The organism is uncultured Roseobacter sp. (assembly GCF_947488185.1).
Classification (GTDB): Bacteria; Pseudomonadota; Alphaproteobacteria; order Rhodobacterales; family Rhodobacteraceae; genus Roseobacter.
Map to the genome: position 1 here is coordinate 325169 of NZ_CANKYM010000004.1, position 21765 is coordinate 346933.

At 58.4% G+C, this 21765-nt stretch carries 27 protein-coding genes and 1 tRNA gene; 20 read left to right on the top strand and 8 right to left on the bottom strand.

The window, feature by feature from the left end:
• Positions 1–27: 27 nt before the first annotated feature.
• The 7 genes from Q1A52_RS17315 to Q1A52_RS17345 all read left to right on the top strand — a co-directional run bounded on the left by Q1A52_RS17315 (position 28) and on the right by Q1A52_RS17345 (position 5084).
• Positions 28–921, top strand: a complete 894-nt coding sequence (locus Q1A52_RS17315) for a glycosyltransferase family 2 protein (protein WP_300018197.1) — start codon at positions 28–30, stop codon at positions 919–921.
• Positions 922–1073: 152 nt separating this feature from the next.
• The gene (locus Q1A52_RS17320) at positions 1074–1460 is read left to right on the top strand and encodes a Fur family transcriptional regulator (protein ID WP_195821634.1); all 387 of its coding nucleotides are present in this window, start codon (positions 1074–1076) and stop codon (positions 1458–1460) included.
• 33 nt (positions 1461–1493) lie between these two features.
• Entirely contained in the window at positions 1494–2117 is a 624-nt protein-coding gene (locus Q1A52_RS17325; protein WP_300018200.1) for a DUF2796 domain-containing protein, read from the top strand.
• Positions 2083–2814 carry an ABC transporter ATP-binding protein gene (locus tag Q1A52_RS17330; protein ID WP_300018203.1) on the top strand — a complete coding sequence of 244 codons (732 nt, stop codon included), beginning with the start codon at positions 2083–2085 and terminating at the stop codon, positions 2812–2814. The genes Q1A52_RS17325 and Q1A52_RS17330 overlap by 35 nt, the downstream gene beginning before the upstream one ends.
• Positions 2811–4061 (top strand): ABC transporter permease, encoded by a 1251-nt coding sequence (locus Q1A52_RS17335; RefSeq protein WP_300018206.1) that lies wholly within the window; start codon positions 2811–2813, stop codon positions 4059–4061. The genes Q1A52_RS17330 and Q1A52_RS17335 overlap by 4 nt, the downstream gene beginning before the upstream one ends.
• 19 nt (positions 4062–4080) lie before the next feature.
• Positions 4081–4581, top strand: coding sequence for a DUF3299 domain-containing protein (locus tag Q1A52_RS17340; RefSeq protein WP_300018209.1), 501 nt, complete (start codon positions 4081–4083; stop codon positions 4579–4581).
• Positions 4575–5084, top strand: coding sequence for a DUF3299 domain-containing protein (locus Q1A52_RS17345; RefSeq protein ID WP_300018212.1), 510 nt, complete (start codon positions 4575–4577; stop codon positions 5082–5084). The genes Q1A52_RS17340 and Q1A52_RS17345 overlap by 7 nt, the downstream gene beginning before the upstream one ends.
• Positions 5085–5100: 16 nt before the next feature.
• Here Q1A52_RS17345 and Q1A52_RS17350 read toward each other — a convergent pair whose 3' ends face one another.
• Positions 5101–5679, bottom strand: coding sequence for a dihydrofolate reductase family protein (locus Q1A52_RS17350; protein WP_300018215.1), 579 nt, complete (start codon positions 5677–5679; stop codon positions 5101–5103).
• Positions 5680–5692: 13 nt separating this feature from the next.
• On the opposite strand from Q1A52_RS17350, the gene Q1A52_RS17355 reads away from it, so the two are divergent.
• Positions 5693–5836: a hypothetical protein gene (locus tag Q1A52_RS17355; RefSeq protein WP_300018217.1), complete on the top strand. Its 144-nt coding sequence runs from the start codon at positions 5693–5695 to the stop codon at positions 5834–5836.
• 8 nt (positions 5837–5844) lie between these two features.
• On the opposite strand, the gene Q1A52_RS17360 is transcribed toward Q1A52_RS17355, so the two are convergent.
• From Q1A52_RS17360 to Q1A52_RS17370, 3 genes are all read right to left on the bottom strand, one after another.
• Positions 5845–6330 (bottom strand): SRPBCC domain-containing protein, encoded by a 486-nt coding sequence (locus tag Q1A52_RS17360; RefSeq protein WP_300018220.1) that lies wholly within the window; start codon positions 6328–6330, stop codon positions 5845–5847.
• A complete protein-coding gene (locus Q1A52_RS17365; protein ID WP_299861193.1) occupies positions 6323–6661 on the bottom strand; it encodes a helix-turn-helix transcriptional regulator in 339 nt (112 codons plus the stop codon). The genes Q1A52_RS17360 and Q1A52_RS17365 overlap by 8 nt, the downstream gene beginning before the upstream one ends.
• Before the next feature lie 209 nt (positions 6662–6870).
• Positions 6871–8343, bottom strand: a complete 1473-nt coding sequence (locus Q1A52_RS17370) for a tetratricopeptide repeat protein (RefSeq protein WP_300018222.1) — start codon at positions 8341–8343, stop codon at positions 6871–6873.
• Positions 8344–8572: 229 nt separating this feature from the next.
• On the opposite strand from Q1A52_RS17370, the gene Q1A52_RS17375 reads away from it, so the two are divergent.
• Complete coding sequence (locus Q1A52_RS17375; RefSeq protein WP_300018225.1) at positions 8573–8743, top strand: hypothetical protein; 171 nt, start codon at positions 8573–8575, stop codon at positions 8741–8743.
• A 208-nt stretch (positions 8744–8951) separates the two neighbouring features.
• Here the strand turns inward: Q1A52_RS17375 and Q1A52_RS17380 are convergent.
• Positions 8952–9026: transfer RNA gene (locus Q1A52_RS17380), tRNA-Thr, on the bottom strand.
• 220 nt (positions 9027–9246) lie between these two features.
• Between Q1A52_RS17380 and Q1A52_RS17385 the strand changes: the two genes are divergently transcribed.
• The 8 genes from Q1A52_RS17385 to Q1A52_RS17420 all read left to right on the top strand — a co-directional run bounded on the left by Q1A52_RS17385 (position 9247) and on the right by Q1A52_RS17420 (position 14551).
• Positions 9247–9426: a hypothetical protein gene (locus Q1A52_RS17385; protein WP_229884178.1), complete on the top strand. Its 180-nt coding sequence runs from the start codon at positions 9247–9249 to the stop codon at positions 9424–9426.
• A gap of 4 nt (positions 9427–9430) precedes the next feature.
• Positions 9431–10699: a UDP-N-acetylglucosamine 1-carboxyvinyltransferase gene (gene murA, locus Q1A52_RS17390; protein WP_300018230.1), complete on the top strand. Its 1269-nt coding sequence runs from the start codon at positions 9431–9433 to the stop codon at positions 10697–10699.
• Entirely contained in the window at positions 10696–11163 is a 468-nt protein-coding gene (locus tag Q1A52_RS17395; RefSeq protein ID WP_300018233.1) for a DUF2948 family protein, read from the top strand. Before murA ends, Q1A52_RS17395 begins: the two co-directional genes overlap by 4 nt.
• Before the next feature lie 70 nt (positions 11164–11233).
• Entirely contained in the window at positions 11234–12535 is a 1302-nt protein-coding gene (gene hisD, locus Q1A52_RS17400) for a histidinol dehydrogenase (protein ID WP_300018236.1), read from the top strand.
• Positions 12536–12617: 82 nt separating this feature from the next.
• Complete coding sequence (locus Q1A52_RS17405) at positions 12618–13097, top strand: UPF0262 family protein (RefSeq protein WP_300018239.1); 480 nt, start codon at positions 12618–12620, stop codon at positions 13095–13097.
• Entirely contained in the window at positions 13098–13559 is a 462-nt protein-coding gene (locus tag Q1A52_RS17410; RefSeq protein WP_195819791.1) for a low molecular weight phosphatase family protein, read from the top strand.
• Between the two features lie 9 nt (positions 13560–13568).
• On the top strand, positions 13569–13961 hold the full coding sequence (locus Q1A52_RS17415; RefSeq protein WP_300018242.1) for a ketosteroid isomerase-related protein: 393 nt from the start codon (positions 13569–13571) through the stop codon (positions 13959–13961).
• 2 nt (positions 13962–13963) lie between these two features.
• The gene (locus Q1A52_RS17420) at positions 13964–14551 is read left to right on the top strand and encodes a GNAT family N-acetyltransferase (RefSeq protein WP_300018245.1); all 588 of its coding nucleotides are present in this window, start codon (positions 13964–13966) and stop codon (positions 14549–14551) included.
• A gap of 506 nt (positions 14552–15057) precedes the next feature.
• On the opposite strand, the gene Q1A52_RS17425 is transcribed toward Q1A52_RS17420, so the two are convergent.
• From Q1A52_RS17425 to Q1A52_RS17435, 3 genes are all read right to left on the bottom strand, one after another.
• The gene (locus Q1A52_RS17425; RefSeq protein WP_300018248.1) at positions 15058–16155 is read right to left on the bottom strand and encodes a porin; all 1098 of its coding nucleotides are present in this window, start codon (positions 16153–16155) and stop codon (positions 15058–15060) included.
• A 433-nt stretch (positions 16156–16588) separates the two neighbouring features.
• Complete coding sequence (locus Q1A52_RS17430; protein ID WP_300018251.1) at positions 16589–16861, bottom strand: hypothetical protein; 273 nt, start codon at positions 16859–16861, stop codon at positions 16589–16591.
• Positions 16862–17097: 236 nt separating this feature from the next.
• Positions 17098–17964 carry a hypothetical protein gene (locus Q1A52_RS17435; protein WP_300018254.1) on the bottom strand — a complete coding sequence of 289 codons (867 nt, stop codon included), beginning with the start codon at positions 17962–17964 and terminating at the stop codon, positions 17098–17100.
• 46 nt (positions 17965–18010) lie between these two features.
• Here Q1A52_RS17435 and lepA point away from each other — a divergent pair, with 46 nt between their 5' ends.
• The 3 genes from lepA (at position 18011) to Q1A52_RS17445 (ending at position 20971) form a co-directional block, all read left to right on the top strand.
• Positions 18011–19810: a translation elongation factor 4 gene (gene lepA / locus Q1A52_RS17440; RefSeq protein ID WP_300018257.1), complete on the top strand. Its 1800-nt coding sequence runs from the start codon at positions 18011–18013 to the stop codon at positions 19808–19810.
• A gap of 94 nt (positions 19811–19904) precedes the next feature.
• Positions 19905–20270: a Pycsar system effector family protein gene (locus Q1A52_RS22895; protein WP_367278072.1), complete on the top strand. Its 366-nt coding sequence runs from the start codon at positions 19905–19907 to the stop codon at positions 20268–20270.
• Positions 20219–20971 (top strand): adenylate/guanylate cyclase domain-containing protein, encoded by a 753-nt coding sequence (locus Q1A52_RS17445; RefSeq protein ID WP_300018260.1) that lies wholly within the window; start codon positions 20219–20221, stop codon positions 20969–20971. The genes Q1A52_RS22895 and Q1A52_RS17445 overlap by 52 nt, the downstream gene beginning before the upstream one ends.
• Positions 20972–21765: the final 794 nt, after the last annotated feature.

Genomic DNA, 21765 nt, shown 5'->3' on the forward strand with positions numbered 1-21765 from the left:
CAGTGCGGCAAAGCCTGAGGGATCGGTATGGACAACTCGAAACGTCCACTGGGTGTCGTTGGGATGGTCTTTGGAGACTATGCCATGCTGAAACGGTGGTACGACTACTACGGAGCGCAGGTTGGTGTCGAAAACCTTTTCCTTTTTAGCCACGGGAACGATCCCCAGCATCATGAAATAGCCAAGGGCGCAAATGTCATCGGGGTTCCGCGTGACGCGGAAATTGTGAAGTTCGATGCGCGCCGGTGGAGAATGATGAGCCATTTCGCCAGCGGCTACCTGAACTACTACAACTGGATGCTGGTCACTGACATTGACGAGATGGTGGTCGTGGACCCTGATGTTGCGCCCTCCCTCGTCCGCTATCTCGATCAGAAGTTCCCGGATATCTCCGCGGCTCCGACCAGTATCAGCCCGCTCGGGCTGAACATCGTGCACGTGCCCGAGGAAGAAAAACTACCCATTCTGGACGATGAAACGATTTTGTCACGGCGGCGCTATTTCTATCCCAGCAGAGTGTACAGCAAACCGATTCTGGTGCGCGCACCCGTTTTCTTTGGTCCGGGCGGGCATCGCAACAACCTTGGACTGCGTACGCTGTCCGATGATCTCTATCTGGTGCATCTCAAGTTTTGCGACATGACCGACATCATCGCCAGAACGCAGCAGCAGAATGGCCTGATGGATGACGCGGCCCCGCAGGACCCTGATAACATCGACACCATCCGCCGGAACAAAACGCTTGCCTCCTACCAGTCCCTGCGCGACGAATTTGCCCTTGCCGACGAAGATATCCGACTGCCTGAGTTCCGCGCGAACATGTTGCGGCAACGCGAAAAATATACCGACAGTTACATCTGGGGTAAGGCCCGAACAACGAAGCTCTACAAGATGCCCAGCCGGTTCGCCGGGTTGGTTTAACGTCGAATATCTGCATGCCTTGGCCCATCAGGAGGGCGGTTCATCAAGGGGCGTTTCGGGCGTGTCTGCGGTGATCAGCCGATCGCAGAATTTGCCCGTTGCGTCTTGTTACTTTATAAAATAACAAAATTGGAAATACCGGAGAGGTTCTGATGAGAAAGCGGGCAACGGCGCGGCAGGATGACGTTCTCACCGTCTTGCGCGGTTGTGAAAAGCCCATGACCGCCTACCAGATCCTTGAGATGCTGCAGGCGGATGAGCCGGATATCGCGCCGCCGACGGTGTACCGGACATTGTCGGCCCTGACGGATCAGGGACGTGCGCACCGGCTCGAATCCATCAAGGCTTTCGTGCCTTGTCGCTGTGACCACGTCGAAAGCGTCCCGGTGCTTGCCATCTGCGAGGACTGCGGATCGGTCGAAGAGCATGACGGCAGCGCGCTCTTGCCAAAACTGACGACGCTCACCGCATCCAGCGCTTTCCATGCGGATCGGCACATCGTTGAAATCCACGGGCGGTGCGGGATCTGCGCCGCCTGATCAAATCTCAAACCAGTAACAGCGGAGAATGACATGAAACGGACAGTCCTTTTGCTTCTTGCGGTCAATGCCGCCCCGGCTCTGGCGGAAGACACGCGCCAGCTTGATGCCCATGAACACGGGGTCGGCGCTTTGAACATCGCCATTGACGGCACGACCGTCGCGATGGAGTTCCATGCGCCCGGCGCGGATATTGTCGGGTTCGAGTATGCTGCGGAAAGCGAGGCAGATCGCGCTGCCGTCGATGCGGCGGTCGCAACGCTTGCCCGCCCGCTCGACCTGTTCGTTCTGCCCGCAGCGGCGGCCTGTTCGGTGACACAGGCCAGTGCGGAGCTCGAAAGCGAGCAGGCCCACGACGACCATGACCATGACGCGCATAAGGATCACGACGACCATGCGGAGCATTCCGGCCATGAAGACCACGCGGAACACTCTGATCATACAGAACACGCAGAAGAGGCTGGCCACTCGGAGTTCCATGCGGAATACACGCTGACCTGCGCTGATCCGACGGCGCTGACCGAGATCAGTTTTGCCTATTTCGACACGTTCGAGAATGCCCGCGAACTTGAGGTGCAGGTCATCGCAGGTTCCGGCGCGCAAGCATTTGAGGTCGAACGCGATGCTCCGACACTGGGCCTGCGGAGCCTGTTTTGATGTGACGGATGCCATTCTGCATCTTGTGACTGTCGACTTTCGCTGGCGCGGGCGGTCGGGGTTTTCCGTGTCGGTGCCGGATTTCGCCATGAATGCGGGTGAAACGGTGCTGCTGCTGGGCGAAAGCGGGTCGGGTAAATCCACGCTCCTGTCGCTCATTTGCGGCACAATGCTGCCGGATGCCGGGCAGGTACATATTGCGGGTGCGGATTTGACCACGCTGTCGAACGGCGCGCGCGACAGATTCCGGGCGGAGCAGATTGGTGTTATTTTTCAGCAGTTCAATCTGCTGCCGTTTGGTACGGTGATCGACAACATCCTGTTGCCACTCCGTTTCGCGCCCGAGCGACGCAAGCGGGCGGGGGATGCGAAGGCCACTGCGGCCACACTCTGCACCGCACTTGGCTTGCCCGGAGAGATTCTCGGCCACCGCGCCAACACGCTGAGTGTCGGGCAGCAGCAGCGCGTTGCGGTGGCACGGGCACTGATCGGTCAGCCCCCGCTGATCATCGCGGATGAACCCACATCGGCGCTGGATGCCGACAGCCAGGCGGTGTTTTTGGATCTGCTGTTTCAACAAACCGCTGCAAACAAGGCCTCGCTGCTGATGGTCAGCCATGATCCGCGTCTTGCAGATCGGTTTGACCGGGTGGTGCGGATGGAAGATATCGCCAGCGTTCATCGGGTCGCTGCATGATCCTGCGACTGGCCATCGCCTCGCTCTTCGCGCGGGCTCTGACCGTGGGCATGACGATCCTTGCGATCGCCCTGTCCGTGGCCCTCTTTCTGGCTGTGGAAAAGGTGCGGACCGGCGCCAAGGAAAGCTTTGCCGATACGATCTCCGGCACCGATCTGATCGTCGGGGCGCGGTCAGGGTCCGTACAACTGCTGCTCTACTCGGTGTTCCGCATCGGCAACGCGACGAACAACGTGAGCTGGGAAAGCTATCAGGACATCGCGACGCGTCCGGATGTAGAGTGGATCGTGCCGATCTCGCTGGGCGACAGTCACCGGCAGTTCCGGGTAATGGGCACGACGCGGGCTTTTTTTGACCACTATAAGTACCGTCAGGGCAGATCGCTGGAGACAGCGGACGGCGTCATCATGGAGGACCTCTTTGATACGGTCATCGGCGCCGATGTGGCGGCAACCCTGGGCTACAGCGTCGGTGATCCCATCGTGGTTGCGCATGGTCTTGCCTCCTTCTCCGAGCACAAGAACCAGCCGTTTCGCATCTCTGGTATCCTCGCCAAAACCGGCACGCCGGTAGACCGCACGGTGATCGTCAGCATGGAAGCGATCGAGGCCATTCATGTGGATTGGCGCAGCGGCGCGCAGATCCCGGGGCAGATCACCCCGGTCGATGTCATCCGGCAGATGGAACTGACGCCCAAGGCCATTACGGCGGCGCTGGTGGGCGTTGAGAGCCCGTTGCAGACTTTTGCCCTGCAACGCGCGATTAACGAATACCGGCAGGAACCGTTGCTGGCTGTGCTGCCCGGCGTGGCCCTGCAGGAGCTATGGGGGATTGTGGGCGTTGCCGAGACCGCCTTGCTCGCGGTCTCTGCGATGGTGGTGGTCACCGCGTTGATCGGCATGATGGCGACGATCTTTTCTAGCCTGAACGAACGCCGCCGCGAGATGGCGATTTTCCGGGCGATGGGCGCGCGGCCCACAACGATCCTGGGGTTGCTAGTGCTGGAGGCGATGCTGATGGCGGCCCTTGGCGCGCTTCTTGGTCTTGCGCTGCTCTACGCGGGTCTGAGCGTCGCGCAACCGATGATCGACAGCGCCTTTGGTCTGTGGCTGCCTGTCACCGCGCCGTCGCTGCAGGAGCTATGGGTGATACTGGCGGTTGTCGGTGCTGGCGCGATTGTGAGCATGGTTCCTGCTGTGCGCGCCTACCGCATGTCGCTCGCCGATGGTATGATGGTCAAAACGTGACACATGACGTGAGGTTGAAATGCTGAACCGCAGATCCGCGCTTACCCTTTTCTCGGCTTCCGCCCTTCTGCCGACGTCGACCTTGGCCGCTGCGCCGAAAGAGGTGATGTGGGATGATCTGATCCCGCCCGGCATCCCCTACTCCGAGATCATCGGGGAGGGGGAGATCGACGTGATCAATGACACGTGGAACCCGATCTACGACGCCAATGCGACAAAGTTGAACGAGACGCTGAATGGCGCCTATGTGCGGATGCCCGGCTACATCATCCCGCTTGATTTCAGTGCCAAGGGCGTGAAGGATTTCATCTTGGTGCCCTATGTCGGGGCTTGTATCCACACGCCGCCGCCCCCCGCCAATCAACTGGTGATGGTCAATGCCGACAGCTACTGGCCGGGTAACCAGCTTTGGGACGCGGTCTGGGTAACGGGCACAATGCACACGCAGCTGCAATCCACCGAGTTGGGGCAGACCGGCTATGCCATCGTGGCCGATGAGATGGAGGCCTATGAATGGTGAGGGGGCTGCTGCAAAGGCGCACGGTTCTCGCGGGTCTCGCAGCCGGTGTCTGCCTGCCGCAGGCTGCGGTGGCTGAGGATTTTGTTGATCTGGACTGGGTCGATCTGTTGCCCGAGAATGAAACGGCCATTCCGACCTTCCTGCGCGGCATCGTGGATCATGACGCGGCACCCCTTGCCAGTCAGCAACCCGCCTCCAGCGGTGTCAGAACGGATTGGAATGGTCACATCGTCCGTATTCCTGGGTTCATGGTGCCCATCGAACACCGCGGAACCGGTGTCGTGGCCTTCATTCTGGTGCCTTATGTCGGGGCCTGCGTGCACGTGCCACCACCGCCTGCCAATCAGTTGGTGTTCGTTACCACGCAGCAGCCGTATGAAAGCGCAGGCCTCTTCGAGGCTATCAATGTGACTGGCATGTTCGGCGTGTCGGCCGTTTCAACGCAACTGGCTGAAATCGGCTACGCGCTGTCGGCGGATAAGATCGAGCCGTTCCGGGCCTAACCACACGCGCGAAACGCTAAGCACACCTTAGCGTTTGCCCAACTACCCCGTTGCCAAGGGTCTCTGACCTCACGTGCGCAAGTACGACCGGTTTGGTCCCTGTTTCGAACAGTCTTTTGCCCGTGCCGACCACGACCGGAAACGTCCATAGTCGAAACTCATCGATCAGGTCATTGGCCAGTAGTGTCTGGATCAACCGTGCGCTGCCATGCACCTGCAAAAGCGGGCCGTCTTGGCGCTTCAGTTCCCGAATGGCCTCCACGACATTGCCCGTGATTGGATGGGAATTCTGCCAGGTCAGAGGGTCCGGATGTGACGTCACAACATGCTTTTGCGCCAGGTTAAGCTGGTCCGACTGGTCCGATTTAGGCGCGCTTGGCCAATGCCCGGCGAAGATGTCATAGGTGTTGCGTCCGAAGAGGATGTCATAGGGCATTGCCATGGCTGTCGCCGCGACATGCGGCATGGTCTCTTCCCAAAAGGGCGCCGCCCAGCCCCCCTGCGCAAAGCCATTGCTAGGGTCTTCCTCAGCCATGCTGGGGGACTGCATGACCCCGTCAAGCGTTACGAAAGTCAAGATTGCAAGATCACGCATGATAGTCTCCTGATTGATTCTTGTCTGGGAACGCCACGCCAGATCAGACGCGCACGGATTGAAACGCCGCAGCATCCAGATCGCTGATCGTTCGAACGCCGTGGCCTTGGATTTTCTCAAGCGACACGAATACCCGCATAAGAACCGCAAGGCGTAGCGCCCTGATCAGCCCGCTGTGTCGATCAATTCCTCAAGCTTGTCGAAAGCCTGGTGCCATCCACCAGCGCCTGCCGTGCCTTCTTCGACACCGACATGCACCATGACCATTCGGGTTTTGCCACCGACTTCCGTCAACTCCACGATCACTTCGGTGATATCGGGAAAGTTGTCAGGCATGCCCATGCTTTGCGGCGGTATGATCGTGCCATCCGCGTCGCACATGCTTTCCGTATAGACGAGCCGGTGTGGCGGATCGATTTCCTTGTAGACGCCGGTGAACCACATCGTCATTGACCGCTCGGGGCTCTGCATGGCCATGCAGATTTTCCGCGTGCCGCCGGGGGCCACATTCATCTCGGCGGTCGGAACGGACATGCCTTTGGGGCCATACCATTGCTTGAACAGATTCGGATCCGTCCACATCCGCCAGACCATATCGATCGAGGCGTCAAAGTCCCGTTCAATGCGCACCCATTCCTGCTGATCAGTCATTTGGTGTATCCTTCAAGTCATTCAGTAGCTTGCCCATCATGTCAAAGCGCGTTTCCCAGATGTGTCTGTATTGATCGGTCCAGCTGGCAACTGCTTCGAGGGGCTTTGTGTCGAGCGTACAGGGGCGGAACTGGGCATCCCTGCCGCGTTTGATCAGGCCCGCTTCTTCCAGCACTTTGATGTGCTTGGAGATCGCTGGCAGAGACATGTCGAAGGGTTCAGCAAGGTCGTTGACCGTCGCCTTACCCTGCACCAGCCGGGCAAGGATCGCGCGCCGCGTCGGGTGGGCCAATGCAGCAAATGCCGCGTCGAGTTGGTCGCTGTCGGTCATGGGTTTTTATTTAACCATTAAGTTAATTAGTCAAGTGGTTAAATACATACTTTGAACACCCCACCCGGAAGTAAAAAATCTTGGTCATTCCCGTTGTAGCGATAGGTCGACTACGTTCCCCCTGCCTTTTCCCGCGAGGGGTGAGCCAAGAGCAAAACGGTTCGGTTCTTTCGGTGAAGCTGAGGGGGGATGCCACGAGGGCGCAGCGATTAATCCGTCCAACCACAAACGTTTTGCGCGAATGCATCTGCGTCTTCGCGCATTTCAAATGGCGCAATCGCATTGGCTGTTGTCTGCAATTTGGCCACAGATCCATACGGGCGATCGCATGAAGTCTCATCACCCAAATAGAGCTTCTCATCCAGGACATCCAACCAGAAGCCCCAGGCTTGGGGGTCCTGCGGTGCATCCTTAGCCCACAGCCTGGCGTCCGCCAAGGCGTCGTCGATGTCCTGATCCGTGGCGTGGTAGCGCACCAGAAAAGGATCATCAGGTGCAAGGCTCTTGGCGATTCTGAAATTCTCCGCCGCCTCATCCGGTGCGTCGGCCGCCAGCAATGCACGGCCCAATTCGCTCCATGCGTAGGGGTCGAGTTTGTCCACTTCCACCGCCATTTGATAAAACGCAATGGCGTCATCATATTGCTCAAGGTCCTCCATGGTGCGGGCCTGCGCCGTCCGGATAAACCCGTAGTCAGGCGCGAGCGCTGCCGCTTGCTCAAAGAGATCCATCGCCTGCAGTTGCATCTCGTCTTGCTCAAAGAAGTATCCTTTTTCCGAGAGGACCTGCCCTTTCAGAAAAAGAGACTGCGCTCTGACCGCATTCCAGTCATCCTTTCTGCGTGACCAGACGCCTTGTTGCTGTCGTGCCTCATCTCCAACGGCAATCGCCGCTTCGCTGTATGCCAGGGCCTGGTCGTATTCCTGTCGGTCCAGTGCGGCAAATCCCAAGAGGGTTGCGGCTTCTTCAGCAGTCTCCCCCCGCTGCAGCAACAGTTCCGTCGAGATTTTGACGGCGTAGACGCTCCAGTCGTCCGAGGTGTCGAAATAGTAATACCGCGCCGCGACCAGAGGATCGATCTCCTCTTCCAGCAGGTGCAGGGCGGTGTCATGGAAATATTCCTCCATTGTCCGGCCATCTATGGCTCCGGCGGAGATGACACGCGTACCGTCACCTGAAAAAATTCGAATTCTGAGAGACATGTCGTCATGGGCACAGGTGCTTTCCAAGCAGACAAACTCCCCGGCGATGCGCGTTTGCGGCAGGTTGAAAAGCGACCGCAAGACCTTCGTTATCCGCTGTAGGGACAAGCCTGAACCCGGCTCAACCACGTCCAGCTGGCGTGATGCCGTCTGGATGCGTACGTTCTGCTTGCTGTCGCCAGTAAAGCTCCTGATCTCTTCGATGGCGTCCCAAAGCATGTTCGAGGCGACAAGGCCCGTGTACCCCTCTTGGCTCAGGGAGGTCGTAACTCCGATCTCTTCAAGAACAATCGGCGCGCGGGTCAGGTCTCGAATGGCGACAACCAGCATGGCGACGACCGCCAGAACGGCAACCGCGCTCAGCAGCCCGGACCTCAGGAACGCCAGATTTGTCAGAATGCGTTCTCTGCGCGAAGGTCCCTTGGCCGGATCGGAACTTTGATCCGCATTGGCAGCGATTTCTTCATTTCCATCTGGCATATTCGCATCCTGAGGTGAGATCCCCGTCGCTGGAAGGCACCCAAATATCGGACGTCTCCATGGGCTTGGTGTCGCCGCTGGGCTTGACCATAGTGGCTTGGTCGACGAGTTCCTTACGCGTGTGTCTGTTTACGGCACTGAATCTGGCATTGGATACGAGCATGCCACCATGGCCAACGAAGCACCTTTTGCCACTAACTTTAGCCTGACCTTCGTCCGCGGGTACGATATGGCAGACTCAGCCGTCGAGGTCCTGCGGCGCGATGACATCATTGCTCATCAGCATGTGGATGCTCAGTCGGTTACCTTCTGCGTGGAGCTTCCCACGACGATCAACTCGGTCAACCCCATCGTAGGTGCCCGACGCGTCGTGGAAGCGATCCTAAGACTGCACAGTTAGGAACAGTTTACTTCTGAGCAAAACTGACCCCCAAAGGATTGGTTGGCGTTAGCTTGAATGGCCACCCTGCGTGCGTCCTTGGATGTCCGATACAGGGAAGCTTAACCACAGCAAATTTCGAAACGGCCAACGGCAGCTTTGGGCCGTTGTTGCCCCCTCGTCGTCTCAAGTGGTCGGGCTACGGGATTGTGTAGAAGCAGATGGTTAGTGGTGCTGCTGCGGAGATTTGAACTCCGGACCTCTCCCTTACCAAGGGAGTGCTCTACCCCTGAGCTACAGCAGCCTACCAATTTCGGGCTTTCTGACAATAGCCCTACTAGTTTTTCCTCCACACTGCCAACTCACTGTTCGAACACTCAATTTTGGAATGGACCCACCCATTACCAAGGGAGTGCTCTACCTCTGAGCTACAGCAGCGCCGATCGATGGGGTGATTAGACCCAAACCCGCAGCGGCGCAAGCCCAATCTGGACGCTTTGTGCCACCTGCGATAGACAAGCGCCATGGCACAGAAAGCAGACCCCAAAGATTCCGCCAAGGCGAATGATGCGCGCGCAGATCGGCTCAAAGCCGCGCTGAAGGCAAACCTTGCCCGACGCAAGGCCCAGGCCCGCGCGCGGGCTCAGGACCAAGGGGCAAACACAGGCACTTCGGCTCCGGCCGGACCAGAAAAGGACGCATAGGCGCATGGATTCCATTCTTGTTAGAGGCGGCGGCCCGCTGAGCGGGCAAATCCCCATTGCGGGGGCGAAGAACGCTTGCCTCACCCTGATGCCCGCGACCTTGCTGACCGAAGAGCCGCTGACGCTCATCAATGCGCCGCGTCTCAGCGATATCAAGACGATGACCCAGCTTTTGCAGTCTCTGGGGGCGGAAGTGACCTCCCTGCAGGGCGGGCAGGTGATTGCTCTTTCCAGCCACGACATCAACAACCACACCGCGCATTATGACATCGTGCGCAAGATGCGCGCCTCGATCCTCGTTTTGGGGCCGATGCTGGCGCGCATGGGGCATGCGGTTGTGTCTCTGCCCGGTGGCTGTGCCATCGGCGCGCGGCCTGTCGATCTGCACCTCAAGGCGCTGGAAGCAATGGGCGCGGAGCTGGAGCTCAAGGACGGCTATGTCCATGCCAAGGCGTCCAAGGGCCTGACAGGTGGCAAAGTTGATTTCGAATTCGCCTCCGTCGGCGCCACCGAGAACGCGCTGATGGCCGCGACGCTGGCCAAAGGCACAACCGTGATCAACAATGCGGCACGGGAGCCGGAAATCGTCGACCTTGCGCAATGTCTGCGCGCGATGGGCGCGCGTATCGCGGGGGAAGGCACTTCGATCATCACCATTGAAGGGGTCGACCGGCTGGGTGGCGCGACGCATACGGTGGTCACCGACCGGATCGAGTTAGGTACGTATATGTTGGCCCCGGCGATCTGCGGGGGCGAGGTCGAGCTTCTGGGCGGGCGGCTTGGCCTTGTCGAGGCGTTTTGCGAAAAACTGGACGCCGCCGGCATTGATGTGACCGAGACGCAGGATGGGTTGTCCGTCAAAAGGCGCGGGAGTGACATCAACGCGGTTGATGTGACGACAGAACCGTTCCCCGGGTTCCCCACGGATCTGCAGGCCCAGATGATGGCGCTGTTGTGCACGGCCCGTGGCACATCGGTTCTGGAAGAAAAGATATTCGAAAACAGGTTCATGCATGCGCCTGAGCTGATGCGGATGGGCGCGGATATCGAGGTGCACGGCGGCACGGCAACCGTGACGGGTGTGGAAAAGCTCAAAGGGGCGCCGGTGATGGCGACCGATCTGCGCGCCTCGGTCTCGCTCATCCTGGCAGGGCTGGCCGCCGAAGGGGAAACCCGGGTTGGTCGGGTGTACCACCTTGATCGGGGATATGAACATGTGGTGGCCAAGCTTTCCGGTGTGGGCGCCAATATCGAGCGGATTTCCGAGACATGACCGACGCACGATTTGAAGATGGCCGTGAAGCACCGCTCAACTTGGGCGCTATGGATGCGGATGACCTTTCGGTCATTTCCGCGCTGACCCAGGATGCGGTTTTTCCGGCGCAGGAAATGCGCTGGGACCGGCAGGCCAACCGGTTTGCGGTGCTTTTGAACCGCTTCCGCTGGGAAGAGGGGCCCGCCAGAGGGACGGCGCCGGAACGGGTGCAGTCCCTATTGGTGTTCGAGACGGTCACAGGTGTGGCCAGTAATGGCATTGACCGCAAGGATGCCGAAACTGTTTTGTCGCTGCTGTCCGTTACGTTCTCTGAAACCGACGCACCGGCGGGCCATATCGAACTCACGCTCGCGGGCGATGGAGCCATTCGTCTCAGTGTCGAGGCGCTGGAGGTCACTTTGAAAGATGTGACGAAACCCTATATGGCTCCGTCAAAGAAGACGCCCGACCACCCGGCCTGATGTCCTTCGACCCCAGATAAATCTCGACCGGAGGCCGTGGCTTTCGGCCCGTTCCTTTAAGGTCCTTTTAATGCCCGTGTTCCTGAACGCCACAGACGCCGATTTCGAAACTGCTTTTCAAAAGCTGCTGACCGCAAAGCGCGAGGATAGCCCGGATGTGGACGACACGGTGGCAGAGATCATCGCGCGGGTCCGTGCCGAGGGGGATGCCGCAGTGATCGCGCTGACCGAGAAGTTCGACCGTTTGGCGCTCACCGCCGAGACGCTGCGCATCTCCGAGGATGAGGTGACAGAGGCCGCTGCTGGGATTCCCGAAGATCAGCGCGTGGCGCTGATGCTGGCAGCCGACCGGATTCGTGCCTATCACGAGCGTCAGCGACCCGAGAACGCGGAGTGGACAGATGAAACCGGGGCGACCCTCGGGTGGCGGTGGACCCCGGTTGCCGCGGCCGGACTTTACGTGCCGGGGGGGCTGGCGTCTTACCCGTCCTCGGTCTTGATGAATGCGATTCCAGCAAAGGTGGCAGGCGTGCCGCGTCTGGCGATGGTGGTTCCGGCGCCTGATGGCGTGTTGAACCCGCTGGTGCTGGCCGCAGCAGAGCTTGCCGGTGTCGATGAAATTTACCGCATCGGCGGGGCGCAGGCCGTGGCAGCCCTGGCCTATGGGACCGAAACCATTGCGCCCGTGGATAAAATCACCGGGCCGGGCAATGCCTTTGTTGCCGCTGCCAAGCGTCGCGTCTTTGGCAAGGTCGGCATTGATATGATCGCCGGGCCCTCTGAGATTCTGGTGATTGCGGATGGCGACAATGATCCCGACTGGATCGCGCTCGATCTGCTAAGTCAGGCGGAACATGACGAAAGCGCGCAGTCGATCCTGCTCACCACCGATGCGTCTTTTGGCCAGGCTGTGGCGGTTGCCGTGGATGCGCGGCTGGAAACGCTGGAACGGCGCGCCATTGCAGGTGCGAGCTGGCGTGATTTCGGGGCGGTGATAACGGTGCCCGATCTGGAAACGGCGGCATTCCTCAGCGATCGCATCGCGCCCGAGCATCTGGAGCTTTGCGTGGCGGACCCGGAGGCATTGAGCGCCCGGATCACCCATGCCGGGGCCATTTTTCTTGGGCAATGGACACCGGAGGCAATCGGCGACTACGTGGGTGGGCCGAACCATGTGCTGCCGACCGCCCGATCCGCCCGGTTTTCCTCCGGTCTCTCGGTACTGGATTTCATGAAGCGCACGACGCTTGCCCGGATGACGCCGGGCGCCCTGCGCAGCATTGGTCCCGCAGCGGAAACGCTTGCGCAGACGGAAAGCCTCGAAGCGCACGGGTTATCGGTGACGGCGCGTCTGCAGAAACTGAACGACTGACCACGCCCTCTTGCGTGTTGCCCTTGGCGGCGAACCTGCGCTAAGCATCTCCAGTTGTTTGTTCGTGTAAAGAATCCGTATCATGTCCCGCATTTCACACATCGTCCTTGATGATGCCGGGTTGCCCCCGGCAACCCCCGAGATCGAACAGGAGCGTCGCGTGGCGATGTTCGATCTGTTGGAAGACAACAGCTTTGTGCTGCCGCAGCGCGACGGGCGCGCGGTACCCGACGGGCCGTACCACGTGGGGCTTGCCATCCGTGAAAAGCGGCTGGTCTTTGATGTGAACACCGAAGAGGCCGAAAAGGCGGCGGAATTTCATCTTTCGCTGGGACCCTTTCGGCAGGTCGTCAAAGATTACTTCCAGATTTGTGAAAGCTATTTCGAGGCGGTGAAGAAACTGCCGCCGAGCCAGATTGAAACCATCGACATGGCCCGGCGCGGCATCCACAATGAAGGCAGTCGGGTGCTGCAGGAACGTCTGGAGGGCAAGGTCGAGGTGGACAGCGACACCGCCCGCCGTCTCTTTACGCTGATCTGCGTGCTGCATTTCGGAGGCTGAATGGACGACGAGCTGCCAGGGTCGGTTCTGTTTTGTTGCGACCATAACGCTGTGCGCTCTCCCATGGCCGAAGGGATCATGAAAAAGCTCTATGGGACAGGCACCTACGTGCAGTCCGCCGGGGTGACCAATGATATGGAGATAGACGGGTTTTCCATCGCGGTCTGCCAGGAGTTGGATGTCGAACTGTCCCGCCACCGCAGCCGTAGTTTCGACGAGATGGAGAACTGGGGCGATGATCTAGGGTCCTTTGATCTTGTCATCGCCCTCAGCCCCGCCTCGCAACGTAGGGCTCTGGACCTTACGCGGTTTTATCACCTCAAGGTCGAATACTGGCCGATCCTGGATCCTACAGGTCTGGGGGAAGGGCGTGAGGCGAAACTCGCCAGCTACCGGCAGGCGCGTGATCAGATCATGGAGCGCCTGATCAACCGGTTCGGCCCCCCAACGGAAATCATCTGAGGCCCCGCCATGTCCAACATCATCAAGACTTATTTCGATGCGTTCAACGCCAAGAATATCCCGGCCATGCTGGCCTGCCTGTCAGAAGATGTGGCGCACCATGTGAATGGAGGGGACGTGCGCGTCGGCAAGAAAGCATTTGCGGACTTCTGCGCACATATGAGCCGCTGTTATGACGAGACACTGGTGAATATGGTGATTTTCGACACGCCCGATCACGGGCGTGCGGCAGCAGAATATGTGGTCAACGGTCGGTATCTCAAGACCGATACAGGGTTGCCCGAGGCGCATGGTCAGCGCTACACGCTGCCTGCTGGATCGTTCTTTGATGTCTCGGACGGGCTGATCACGCGGGTCACGACGCGCTACAATCTGAATGACTGGATCAAGCAGGTTTCCTGATCGTGGCGCTGGAGTTCCGTGTTCTCACCGGTGACGCTCTGACCGAAGCCCTGGATGACGTGGCGCGGCTGCGGATCGCGGTTTTCCGCGATTGGCCATACCTCTATGAGGGCGATCTGGCGTATGAGCGCCGCTATCTGGCACCCTATGCAAAGAGCGATCAGGCGCTGATTGTCGGTGCTTTTGCCGAGGGCCGTCTTGTCGGGGCCTCCACCGGCGCACCGCTGAGCGAGCATGCTGCGGATTTTGCAGCGGCCTTCGACCAGGGCGGCATCGACTTGGCAAAGGTCTTTTACTGTGCCGAAAGCGTCTTGTTACCAGACTGGCGTGGCCGCAGGGCAGGGCATCGTTTCTTTGATTTGCGCGAAGCGCATGCGCGGCGGCTGGGATTTCGAAAGATCTGTTTTTGTGCCGTGATCAGAGATACCAGTCATCCCCATTATCCCGCAGACTACCGTCCCCTCGACACATTCTGGCGGCGGCGCGGGTATGAACCTTTGCCCGGTGTGATCGCCTCTTTTTCATGGAAGGATGTTGGTGCGTCGGAGGAGACGGCCAAATCCCTGCAGTTCTGGATGAGAGACTTGTGATCCGTCTCATGTTGGCCTGAAGCCCAACCTACCTGCCGGTATCAGACCCGCCCGCAGAGTTTCTCTGCCGTTTCTGCAAACTGCTTCCATGCTGCCCAAAACCGTTCATTGGCGGGCGCATCCGATTGTCGCACATCCTGCAGGCGGCCGGGCTCGCTGAAAAACAACGTGCTGCGTTTCTGTTGTGATTGGCTCAGCGTGTTGTTGGCGGCCGCCTGGATGCAGCTACAGCGTGCCGGGGTGGCGCGCGGGCGTTGATGCGCAAGACAGGCAGTACTGATTGGACCCGCGGCAAACTGCGGCGCGTCGCCCGAAACAGGCAGTGCTGGCGGTCTGACGTTGGCCTGCTGTCGGGGCGCATCCCGCCCGCCACAGGCGGAAACGGTAAGCAAAAGACAAAAGAAAACCGAAAGACGCACCATAAACAGATATCTCAATCCAGATTTATCTGTTTATGGCGTATTCTCCGGATCACTGCAATCGCGCGACCTTTGCCACGCGCGGCATCAGAACCGCCAGCGGGCCCCCACGAAGGTCACGTCCTGATCCAGCAGGTTGGCGCCGGTGCCGTCGAAGTCAAAGGTCCGGTAACTGGCGTAAAGCTCCGTGTTCCAGGCATCGACTTTCTGCACCAAGGCGATGCCGACGGATTCCGAGTCCGACCCCGTCACGCCGAAGTCCTCGCCCGAATAGTAGTCAACCGAAAAGCGGGTTTCTCCGAGGGCGAACCAGTCGCGCTTGATCCCGCCCTTGATGTAGACATAGCTGTCGTCACCTTCCTGCTGGCGCCCGGTCGCGACGGCGAGGTTCAGGCCGGTGGCTTTGTGCAGCACGGCAACGGACCCCAGCAGCAGTTCCTCATCGGAATCGCGGATTGAGAGGCCGACCCGTGCGGCCACCTGGTAGGCGCCATAGTCCTGGTCATACTTCAGGCCGATGTCGTAGAATTCATCGTCGTTGCCGCTTGTCAGAACCTCTTCACCCGCACTGACCGCCAGCGAAAAGCCCATGTAGGTTGGCGTGTCATAGCGGATGCGAAAACGCCGCCCGCCGTCGAAGGCGTTGAAAGCGTCGCCCACGTCAAACCCCGATGCGCCGCCGCTAGCAAATTGGAAGACCTGGCTGCCCGCCTGATCCTGCAGGCTGGAATAGGCGATCACCGAGGTGCCCGAGAAATCGGCTTCTGCCGTACCATCCGTCGCGATGCTGCCCTGCCCGAACGACAGGGTGCCCCATGTGGGCGACTGGTAGATCGCCTCGAACTTGCGCAACTCCGTCCGGCGGTAGTTGAGCTCCAACCCGTTGTCGTCCCCATTGATGCTGGACGATCCGGTGAAGCCCAGAGCGGTCTCGAAATGCAGGCGGAACTCGCCGCCATTGCTCAGCCCCTGCTTGTAGATCAGCCCGACGCGGCTGTTGGAGTTGTCGTTGTCGGTGAGCGCGGTTTCGGTGTCGGCACCGTTATCCACATTGATGATGCCGAGGTTTATGTGACCGTAGAAATCAACCTCGGGTCCGGTCTGCTGGGCGGTGGCGGTCGCAGGCAGGCCAAGGGCGAGGAGCCCGGCGGCGGGGAGGATGCGGGAACGGGGAATACATGTCATGGGAGTGCCTTTCGGGAAGCGGCGCCGAAGCAGCGTCTGCTTACACCTTACGCGTGTATCGTGACATGTAAAACTCACGAACGGGGGAGAGGGGTGCGCAGGTGCACAGGGGGACGTGCAGAATTGTGGACCATCCGGTCTCTAAGTCGAGCGCCGCGCGCTGCGTCTCAGGACTGCGCGACGTGCGATGTGTTTCAGGACCGGCATAGGCGTCCGAACCGCGGGTGACGGCTTTTCGGAAACTATCCAGATTTTTTTAGCCGCCCACGGGCGGAGCCCAGGGGAAGCAAGAACTATGCGATTTGCTTTCAGTGTGGTAGTGCGCTCGAACCGAGGGGTGGAAGCGAAGCGCCCGTGTCACGCCGCAGGCGTGCCTTTGGCACGACGGGGGCGGTTCGGGCGCTGCCCAATCGCAGATTGGGCATGGGGTTGACTAGACATCGGTCGTTACCGGCAATGCTGCGGAGTCTGAGGTGGGGTGCGCTTTTTCCATTTCGGAGCTCAAACCTTGCAAAGCATCCTTTAGAGCTTCGTATTTCAACTCTTCGGCAGGAACACCGAAGAACCATGCCGCCCCCATTCCGATGGTGCCAACCAAAGTGATGCTTGTAAGTGTGGTCTGAAGCTTCTGACCAAAGGTTCTGGTCTGCTGAGCTTCGAGCGCGCTGAGCCGCGCATCGCAGAGCCGCGTGTGAGCTTCACGCAAATCAGTTCTAAGTTGCTGAATGATGCCATGTAGACGGTTGATTTCAGCCTGCAGCGCGTTTACATCCGGAGCGTCGCCTGCCTTGACACTGAGTGTCGCAGATATGCTCAGGAACGTGGGCGCGAGGCTCTCGAACGCTTCGAAGCCATCGGGCAGTTAATTCGCCGGTGCTTCTTTTTTGAAAGTCTGTATTGCCGCGTCGATCTGAAGCCCGGCGCTTTTCGCGATATCGGAATTTAGGACAGGGTTTTTGGCAAGCTGTTTTGCATGTGCCGTAGACCCTCCTTGTCGAGCGGAGCGCCCTCAAAGTCTTTGCGTATTTCATCAATACGTTTAGCAACTGCGCCTTGCCCAGTTTCCCAGTCCTTCCGTTCTACCTCTAAGGCGATCCGTTGTGTCAACTCCCAAGGGAGCGGTCTGCCAGCGAGGATGGCCTCATACCACTCAATCCAAAATGTCCAATCAAGTTGATCCGCTTGCAAAATCTTTTTCAGGCTATCCCAACTACCATCTAGTGCCGTTTTTTGTTCCTCTGGCTGCCAAAGAGTAATCCAACGCGTCGAGTTAGCGGCATCTCGCGAAGCTGCGATGAAACCGGCTTTCTCAGATTGAGCCGCGAGTTCAGCGGGTTTGAGCCCGGTAAGTCGAGAGAACTGTCCAATAACCGATAGTCGAGCTCCAGAAAGAGCGCTGCTGGCGCAGGCGCGAGAGGCAGATAAGGCAGCAGATTGGTGAGAACGAGCAATAGAGTCAGCTGAAGCTGCTGCAAACGCAACGGAGTTCGCAGTGGCTAGGGCGGCCGAGCGCGGTTGCAAAAATTGGGAGTTTATGGCTCTATCCGCAGCAGTCTTGACTGACCTATGTGAAAGTGCTGCCGCGTCAGCGAGTGCTACAACGTCGTTGTTTGAGCAAGTGGCTACCGCAGTCGCAATGAGCAGCGCCCGCAATACTGAATATGTCAGACCAGTTTTCGTAGCCTCATCCCAGTCTGCAAGGCCTGGTAGAGCACGAAGTGCGCATCTACTTGCAAACCAGACTTGCGTCTGATGGCTCTGCTTCAGCAGCCATGCTTCTGCTGACTCTCTGTCAGCTATCTCAACCATTCCGTCCCACCTTGACCGCCCCGCAAAACCCCTACATATCCCCAGCATGACACCGCTTTCACATATCCGCAATTTCTCCATCGTGGCGCATATCGACCACGGGAAATCTACGCTGGCCGACCGGCTCATTCAGTCCACCAATACGGTGGCTGACCGGGATATGAAGGAGCAGATGCTCGACAGCATGGACATCGAGCGTGAGCGCGGCATCACCATCAAGGCGCAGACCGTGCGGATCAACTACACCGCCCAGAACGGCGAGGATTACGTGCTCAACCTGATCGACACGCCGGGCCACGTCGATTTCGCCTATGAGGTCAGCCGGTCGATGCGCGCGGTCGAAGGCTCGCTGCTGGTGGTCGATAGCACGCAGGGCGTCGAGGCGCAGACGCTGGCCAATGTGTATCATGCGATTGATGCGGATCACGAGATCGTGCCGGTGCTGAACAAGATCGACCTGCCGGCGTCGGATTGCGACCGTGTGGCTGAGCAGATCGAGGATGTGATCGGGATTGATGCGAGCGGGGCCATTCAGGTCTCGGCCAAAACCGGGCAGGGCATCATGGAGACCCTTGAGAGCATTGTGCAGAACCTGCCTGCGCCCAAGGGGACGCGCGACGCGCCGCTGAAGGCGATGCTGGTGGATTCGTGGTATGATAGCTATCTCGGCGTGATCGTTCTGGTGCGGATCATGGACGGCGTGCTGAAGAAGGGCGAGCGCATTCGGATGCTGTCGAACAATTCGACGCATCACGTGGACCGCATTGGGGTGTTCCGGCCCGAGATGACGGTGATTGACGAACTGGGGCCGGGGGAGATCGGGTTCCTGACGGCCTCGATCAAGCAGGTGCGGGACACGCGCGTGGGCGACACGATCACCCATGAGAAGAAGGGCACCGAGGAGGCATTGCCGGGGTTCCAGCCGAGCCAGCCGGTGGTGTTTTGTGGGCTCTTCCCGGTGGATTCAGCTGAGTTCGAGGAGTTGCGCGACAGTATCGAGAAGTTGGCGCTGAATGACGCGTCTTTTTCCTATGAGATGGAGACGTCTGCGGCGCTGGGGTTCGGGTTCCGTTGCGGGTTTCTGGGGTTGTTGCATCTGGAGGTGATCCGCGACCGGATCGAGCGCGAGTATGACATTGAGCTGATCACCACGGCACCGTCGGTGATCTACCACATCCATATGAAGGATGGGGAGATGATGGAGCTGCACAACCCCGCCGACATGCCGGACCTGACGCTGGTGGACCATCTGGAGGAGCCGCGGATCAAGGCGACGATCCTGGTGCCGGACGAATATCTGGGCGACGTGCTGAAGCTGTGTCAGGACCGGCGGGGCATCCAGCTCGACCTGACCTATGCAGGCAGCCGCGCGATGGTGGTCTATGACCTGCCGCTCAACGAGGTGGTGTTTGATTTCTACGACCGGCTGAAGTCGGTCACCAAGGGGTATGCGTCGTTTGATTATGCGATGATTGGCTACCGCGAGGACAAGCTGGTGAAAATGTCGATCCTGGTGAACGACGAGCCGGTGGATGCGCTCTCGACGATGGTGCACCGCGACCGGGCGGAGATGCGCGGACGGGCGATGGTCGAAAAGCTGAAGGACCTGATCCCGCGACACATGTTCAAGATCCCGATCCAGGCGGCCATCGGCGGCAAGGTCATCGCGCGCGAGACGCTCTCGGCCATGCGCAAGGACGTGACGGCCAAGTGCTATGGCGGGGATGCGACGCGGAAGCGCAAGCTGCTGGACAAGCAGAAGGCGGGGAAGAAGAAGATGCGGCAGTTTGGCAAGGTGGATATACCACAGGAGGCGTTTATCTCTGCGCTCAAGATGGATGGATGATCAATCAGAGCTCAAGTGGATATTTGAACGGCAACTGTATTGGATAGGTACGGCCGACGCTAAACTTGCTGTGCTAGCGACTATACCCTTGGCGATGCTTGGGATATCTCTGTTCGATGTTGCTGGCCGCTTGCAAGAAATTGACTGGTGGGACTTGCCGCTACTAGCATCTACAGTATGCCTTTGTACTTGTCTCTACTATTGCAAGGCTGCGCTTACGCCTCGTTTGACCGGACCAAAGCACTCTATGATTTTTTTTGGATCAATTTCAAAGTTGTCCAGCGAGGACTTTCGGAATTCGATTATCGAATTGTCTTCTGAGGACTTTGCCGGTGATCTGATCAGTCAAATTCATCGAAACAGTGAAATTGCCAACGTCAAACATACTAGTATCAATAGGGCGATTGTTTGGCTCACGTTTTCGGTACCAGTCTGGCTGCTATCAATTGCACTGGCCTAGTCATTGCGCTTAAGGAAGATATAACAAATAGAGTATCACAAATCATCCAAGACAAATGGGATTTTGTGGATGCGCAAGTAGTACCTGAGACAAAAAATATTGGAGAAAGAAATTACGGGAAACGCCTCAAGGCAACAGTTCTCTACGCAGATATAGACTCATCAACAGGGCTAGTAGAGAATTACAATGATTGGTTTGCAGCGGAGGTCTATAAATCCTTTCTCTATACTGCCGCGCGACTTATTAGGTATCACGGCGGCGAGATAAGGTCCTACGATGGAGATCGCGTTATGGGCTTGTTCATTGCCGAAACTCCCAACACCAACGCAGTAAAAGCAGCTATGAAGTTAAAATGGGCGATTGCAAATATAATTAACCCAAAACTCAAAGAGCGTTATCCTGAAACTGGTTACATGTTGAAGCATACTGTTGGAATTGATTGTTCAAATATGCTGGCCGTTCGTGCTGGCATTCGTGGTAGTAACGACCTCAGTTGGATTGGAACTGCTGCAAACGTAGCTGCGAAACTTAACTCCCTTCCGAGTGACTATCCAACTTGGATTACCCATCGAGTTTACGATGTTCTTGCCAAAGAGGCTAAGTTTAACTTCAATGACGGGAGGCCGATGTGGGAAAAACGCCGCTGGAAAGCCATGGATGACATGACCATATATCGTTCTAACTGGGGATGGGTGGTATAACCCAATTTAGACGTGAAGAGCTTGGCAGTATTTGACAAAGCTAAATATGATGCCAAATGCAAATCCTCTGGATTTGCAGCGCCCGAACCGCCCCCACGGGGCGGGCGCTTTGCTTCCCACCCCTCGGTCCGGGCGCCGGGTGGTAAAATCTTGCCGCACGCTTCAAAAGCGCCTCTCTCCCGGGGCTCCGCCCGTTCGGCCCTGAACTGTCCACTGGACAGTTTCCAAGACGGGCCTCACCCACCACCACGGGGCGGGCGCTTCGCTTCCACTACTCGGTTCGGTCGCGGTGCCATTCCGCGAATCCATCGCGTGATTTCTGTCTTGAATCGTGTCTGAACGCACATCTCGACGCGCTAGTTCTACCTCATGAGCCCTTCGCAAAGCGCCCAAAAAAGCAGCGGATTGAAAAAATCTCTTCCTTCTGGAAGCCTGCCGAAACAAACGGAAATTCCAGATTATCCCCAAGTTACCCACAGTTGAAACCGTAACAAATTCAACACCTTATCCACAACAAATTTCGATAATACGTCATTTTTCTGTTGCGCGACTCACCCCGGAAGACGCAATCTGTAGTTACCGCAGCGGAGTTCACTGAACGAAACTGAGGTCGCAAAGGCCCCTCGGGGTGGTGGCGAGACGGGATAGGCCTTCGGGTCAGGTTCGCATCGCAAACCCCACGAGGAAGCAGGTCGGATCGCGTGGAGGCGAAAGCCTCGTGGCGAAAGGGCAGCGGAGGCCGGGCACGGAGAGGTCGGAGAGGCTCGCAAGGGTCGCATCGGCAAGGATGTGTC

Coding starts and splice junctions, on each gene's coding strand:
- Q1A52_RS17410 (WP_195819791.1), top strand. CDS start 13,098: ATGGACGACGAGCTGCCAGGGTCGGTTCTGTTTTGTTGCGACCATAAC.
- Q1A52_RS17395 (WP_300018233.1), top strand. CDS start 10,696: ATGACCGACGCACGATTTGAAGATGGCCGTGAAGCACCGCTCAACTTG.
- Q1A52_RS17325 (WP_300018200.1), top strand. CDS start 1,494: ATGAAACGGACAGTCCTTTTGCTTCTTGCGGTCAATGCCGCCCCGGCT.
- Q1A52_RS17370 (WP_300018222.1), bottom strand. CDS start 8,343: ATGCCAGATGGAAATGAAGAAATCGCTGCCAATGCGGATCAAAGTTCC.
- Q1A52_RS22895 (WP_367278072.1), top strand. CDS start 19,905: ATGCTTGGGATATCTCTGTTCGATGTTGCTGGCCGCTTGCAAGAAATT.
- Q1A52_RS17375 (WP_300018225.1), top strand. CDS start 8,573: ATGGCAGACTCAGCCGTCGAGGTCCTGCGGCGCGATGACATCATTGCT.
- Q1A52_RS17415 (WP_300018242.1), top strand. CDS start 13,569: ATGTCCAACATCATCAAGACTTATTTCGATGCGTTCAACGCCAAGAAT.
- Q1A52_RS17340 (WP_300018209.1), top strand. CDS start 4,081: ATGCTGAACCGCAGATCCGCGCTTACCCTTTTCTCGGCTTCCGCCCTT.
- Q1A52_RS17350 (WP_300018215.1), bottom strand. CDS start 5,679: ATGCGTGATCTTGCAATCTTGACTTTCGTAACGCTTGACGGGGTCATG.
- Q1A52_RS17345 (WP_300018212.1), top strand. CDS start 4,575: ATGGTGAGGGGGCTGCTGCAAAGGCGCACGGTTCTCGCGGGTCTCGCA.
- Q1A52_RS17360 (WP_300018220.1), bottom strand. CDS start 6,330: ATGACTGATCAGCAGGAATGGGTGCGCATTGAACGGGACTTTGACGCC.
- Q1A52_RS17335 (WP_300018206.1), top strand. CDS start 2,811: ATGATCCTGCGACTGGCCATCGCCTCGCTCTTCGCGCGGGCTCTGACC.
- Q1A52_RS17425 (WP_300018248.1), bottom strand. CDS start 16,155: ATGACATGTATTCCCCGTTCCCGCATCCTCCCCGCCGCCGGGCTCCTC.
- Q1A52_RS17435 (WP_300018254.1), bottom strand. CDS start 17,964: ATGGTTGAGATAGCTGACAGAGAGTCAGCAGAAGCATGGCTGCTGAAG.
- hisD (WP_300018236.1), top strand. CDS start 11,234: ATGCCCGTGTTCCTGAACGCCACAGACGCCGATTTCGAAACTGCTTTT.
- murA (WP_300018230.1), top strand. CDS start 9,431: ATGGATTCCATTCTTGTTAGAGGCGGCGGCCCGCTGAGCGGGCAAATC.
- Q1A52_RS17320 (WP_195821634.1), top strand. CDS start 1,074: ATGAGAAAGCGGGCAACGGCGCGGCAGGATGACGTTCTCACCGTCTTG.
- lepA (WP_300018257.1), top strand. CDS start 18,011: ATGACACCGCTTTCACATATCCGCAATTTCTCCATCGTGGCGCATATC.
- Q1A52_RS17385 (WP_229884178.1), top strand. CDS start 9,247: ATGGCACAGAAAGCAGACCCCAAAGATTCCGCCAAGGCGAATGATGCG.
- Q1A52_RS17405 (WP_300018239.1), top strand. CDS start 12,618: ATGTCCCGCATTTCACACATCGTCCTTGATGATGCCGGGTTGCCCCCG.
- Q1A52_RS17365 (WP_299861193.1), bottom strand. CDS start 6,661: ATGACCGACAGCGACCAACTCGACGCGGCATTTGCTGCATTGGCCCAC.
- Q1A52_RS17315 (WP_300018197.1), top strand. CDS start 28: ATGGACAACTCGAAACGTCCACTGGGTGTCGTTGGGATGGTCTTTGGA.
- Q1A52_RS17330 (WP_300018203.1), top strand. CDS start 2,083: ATGCTCCGACACTGGGCCTGCGGAGCCTGTTTTGATGTGACGGATGCC.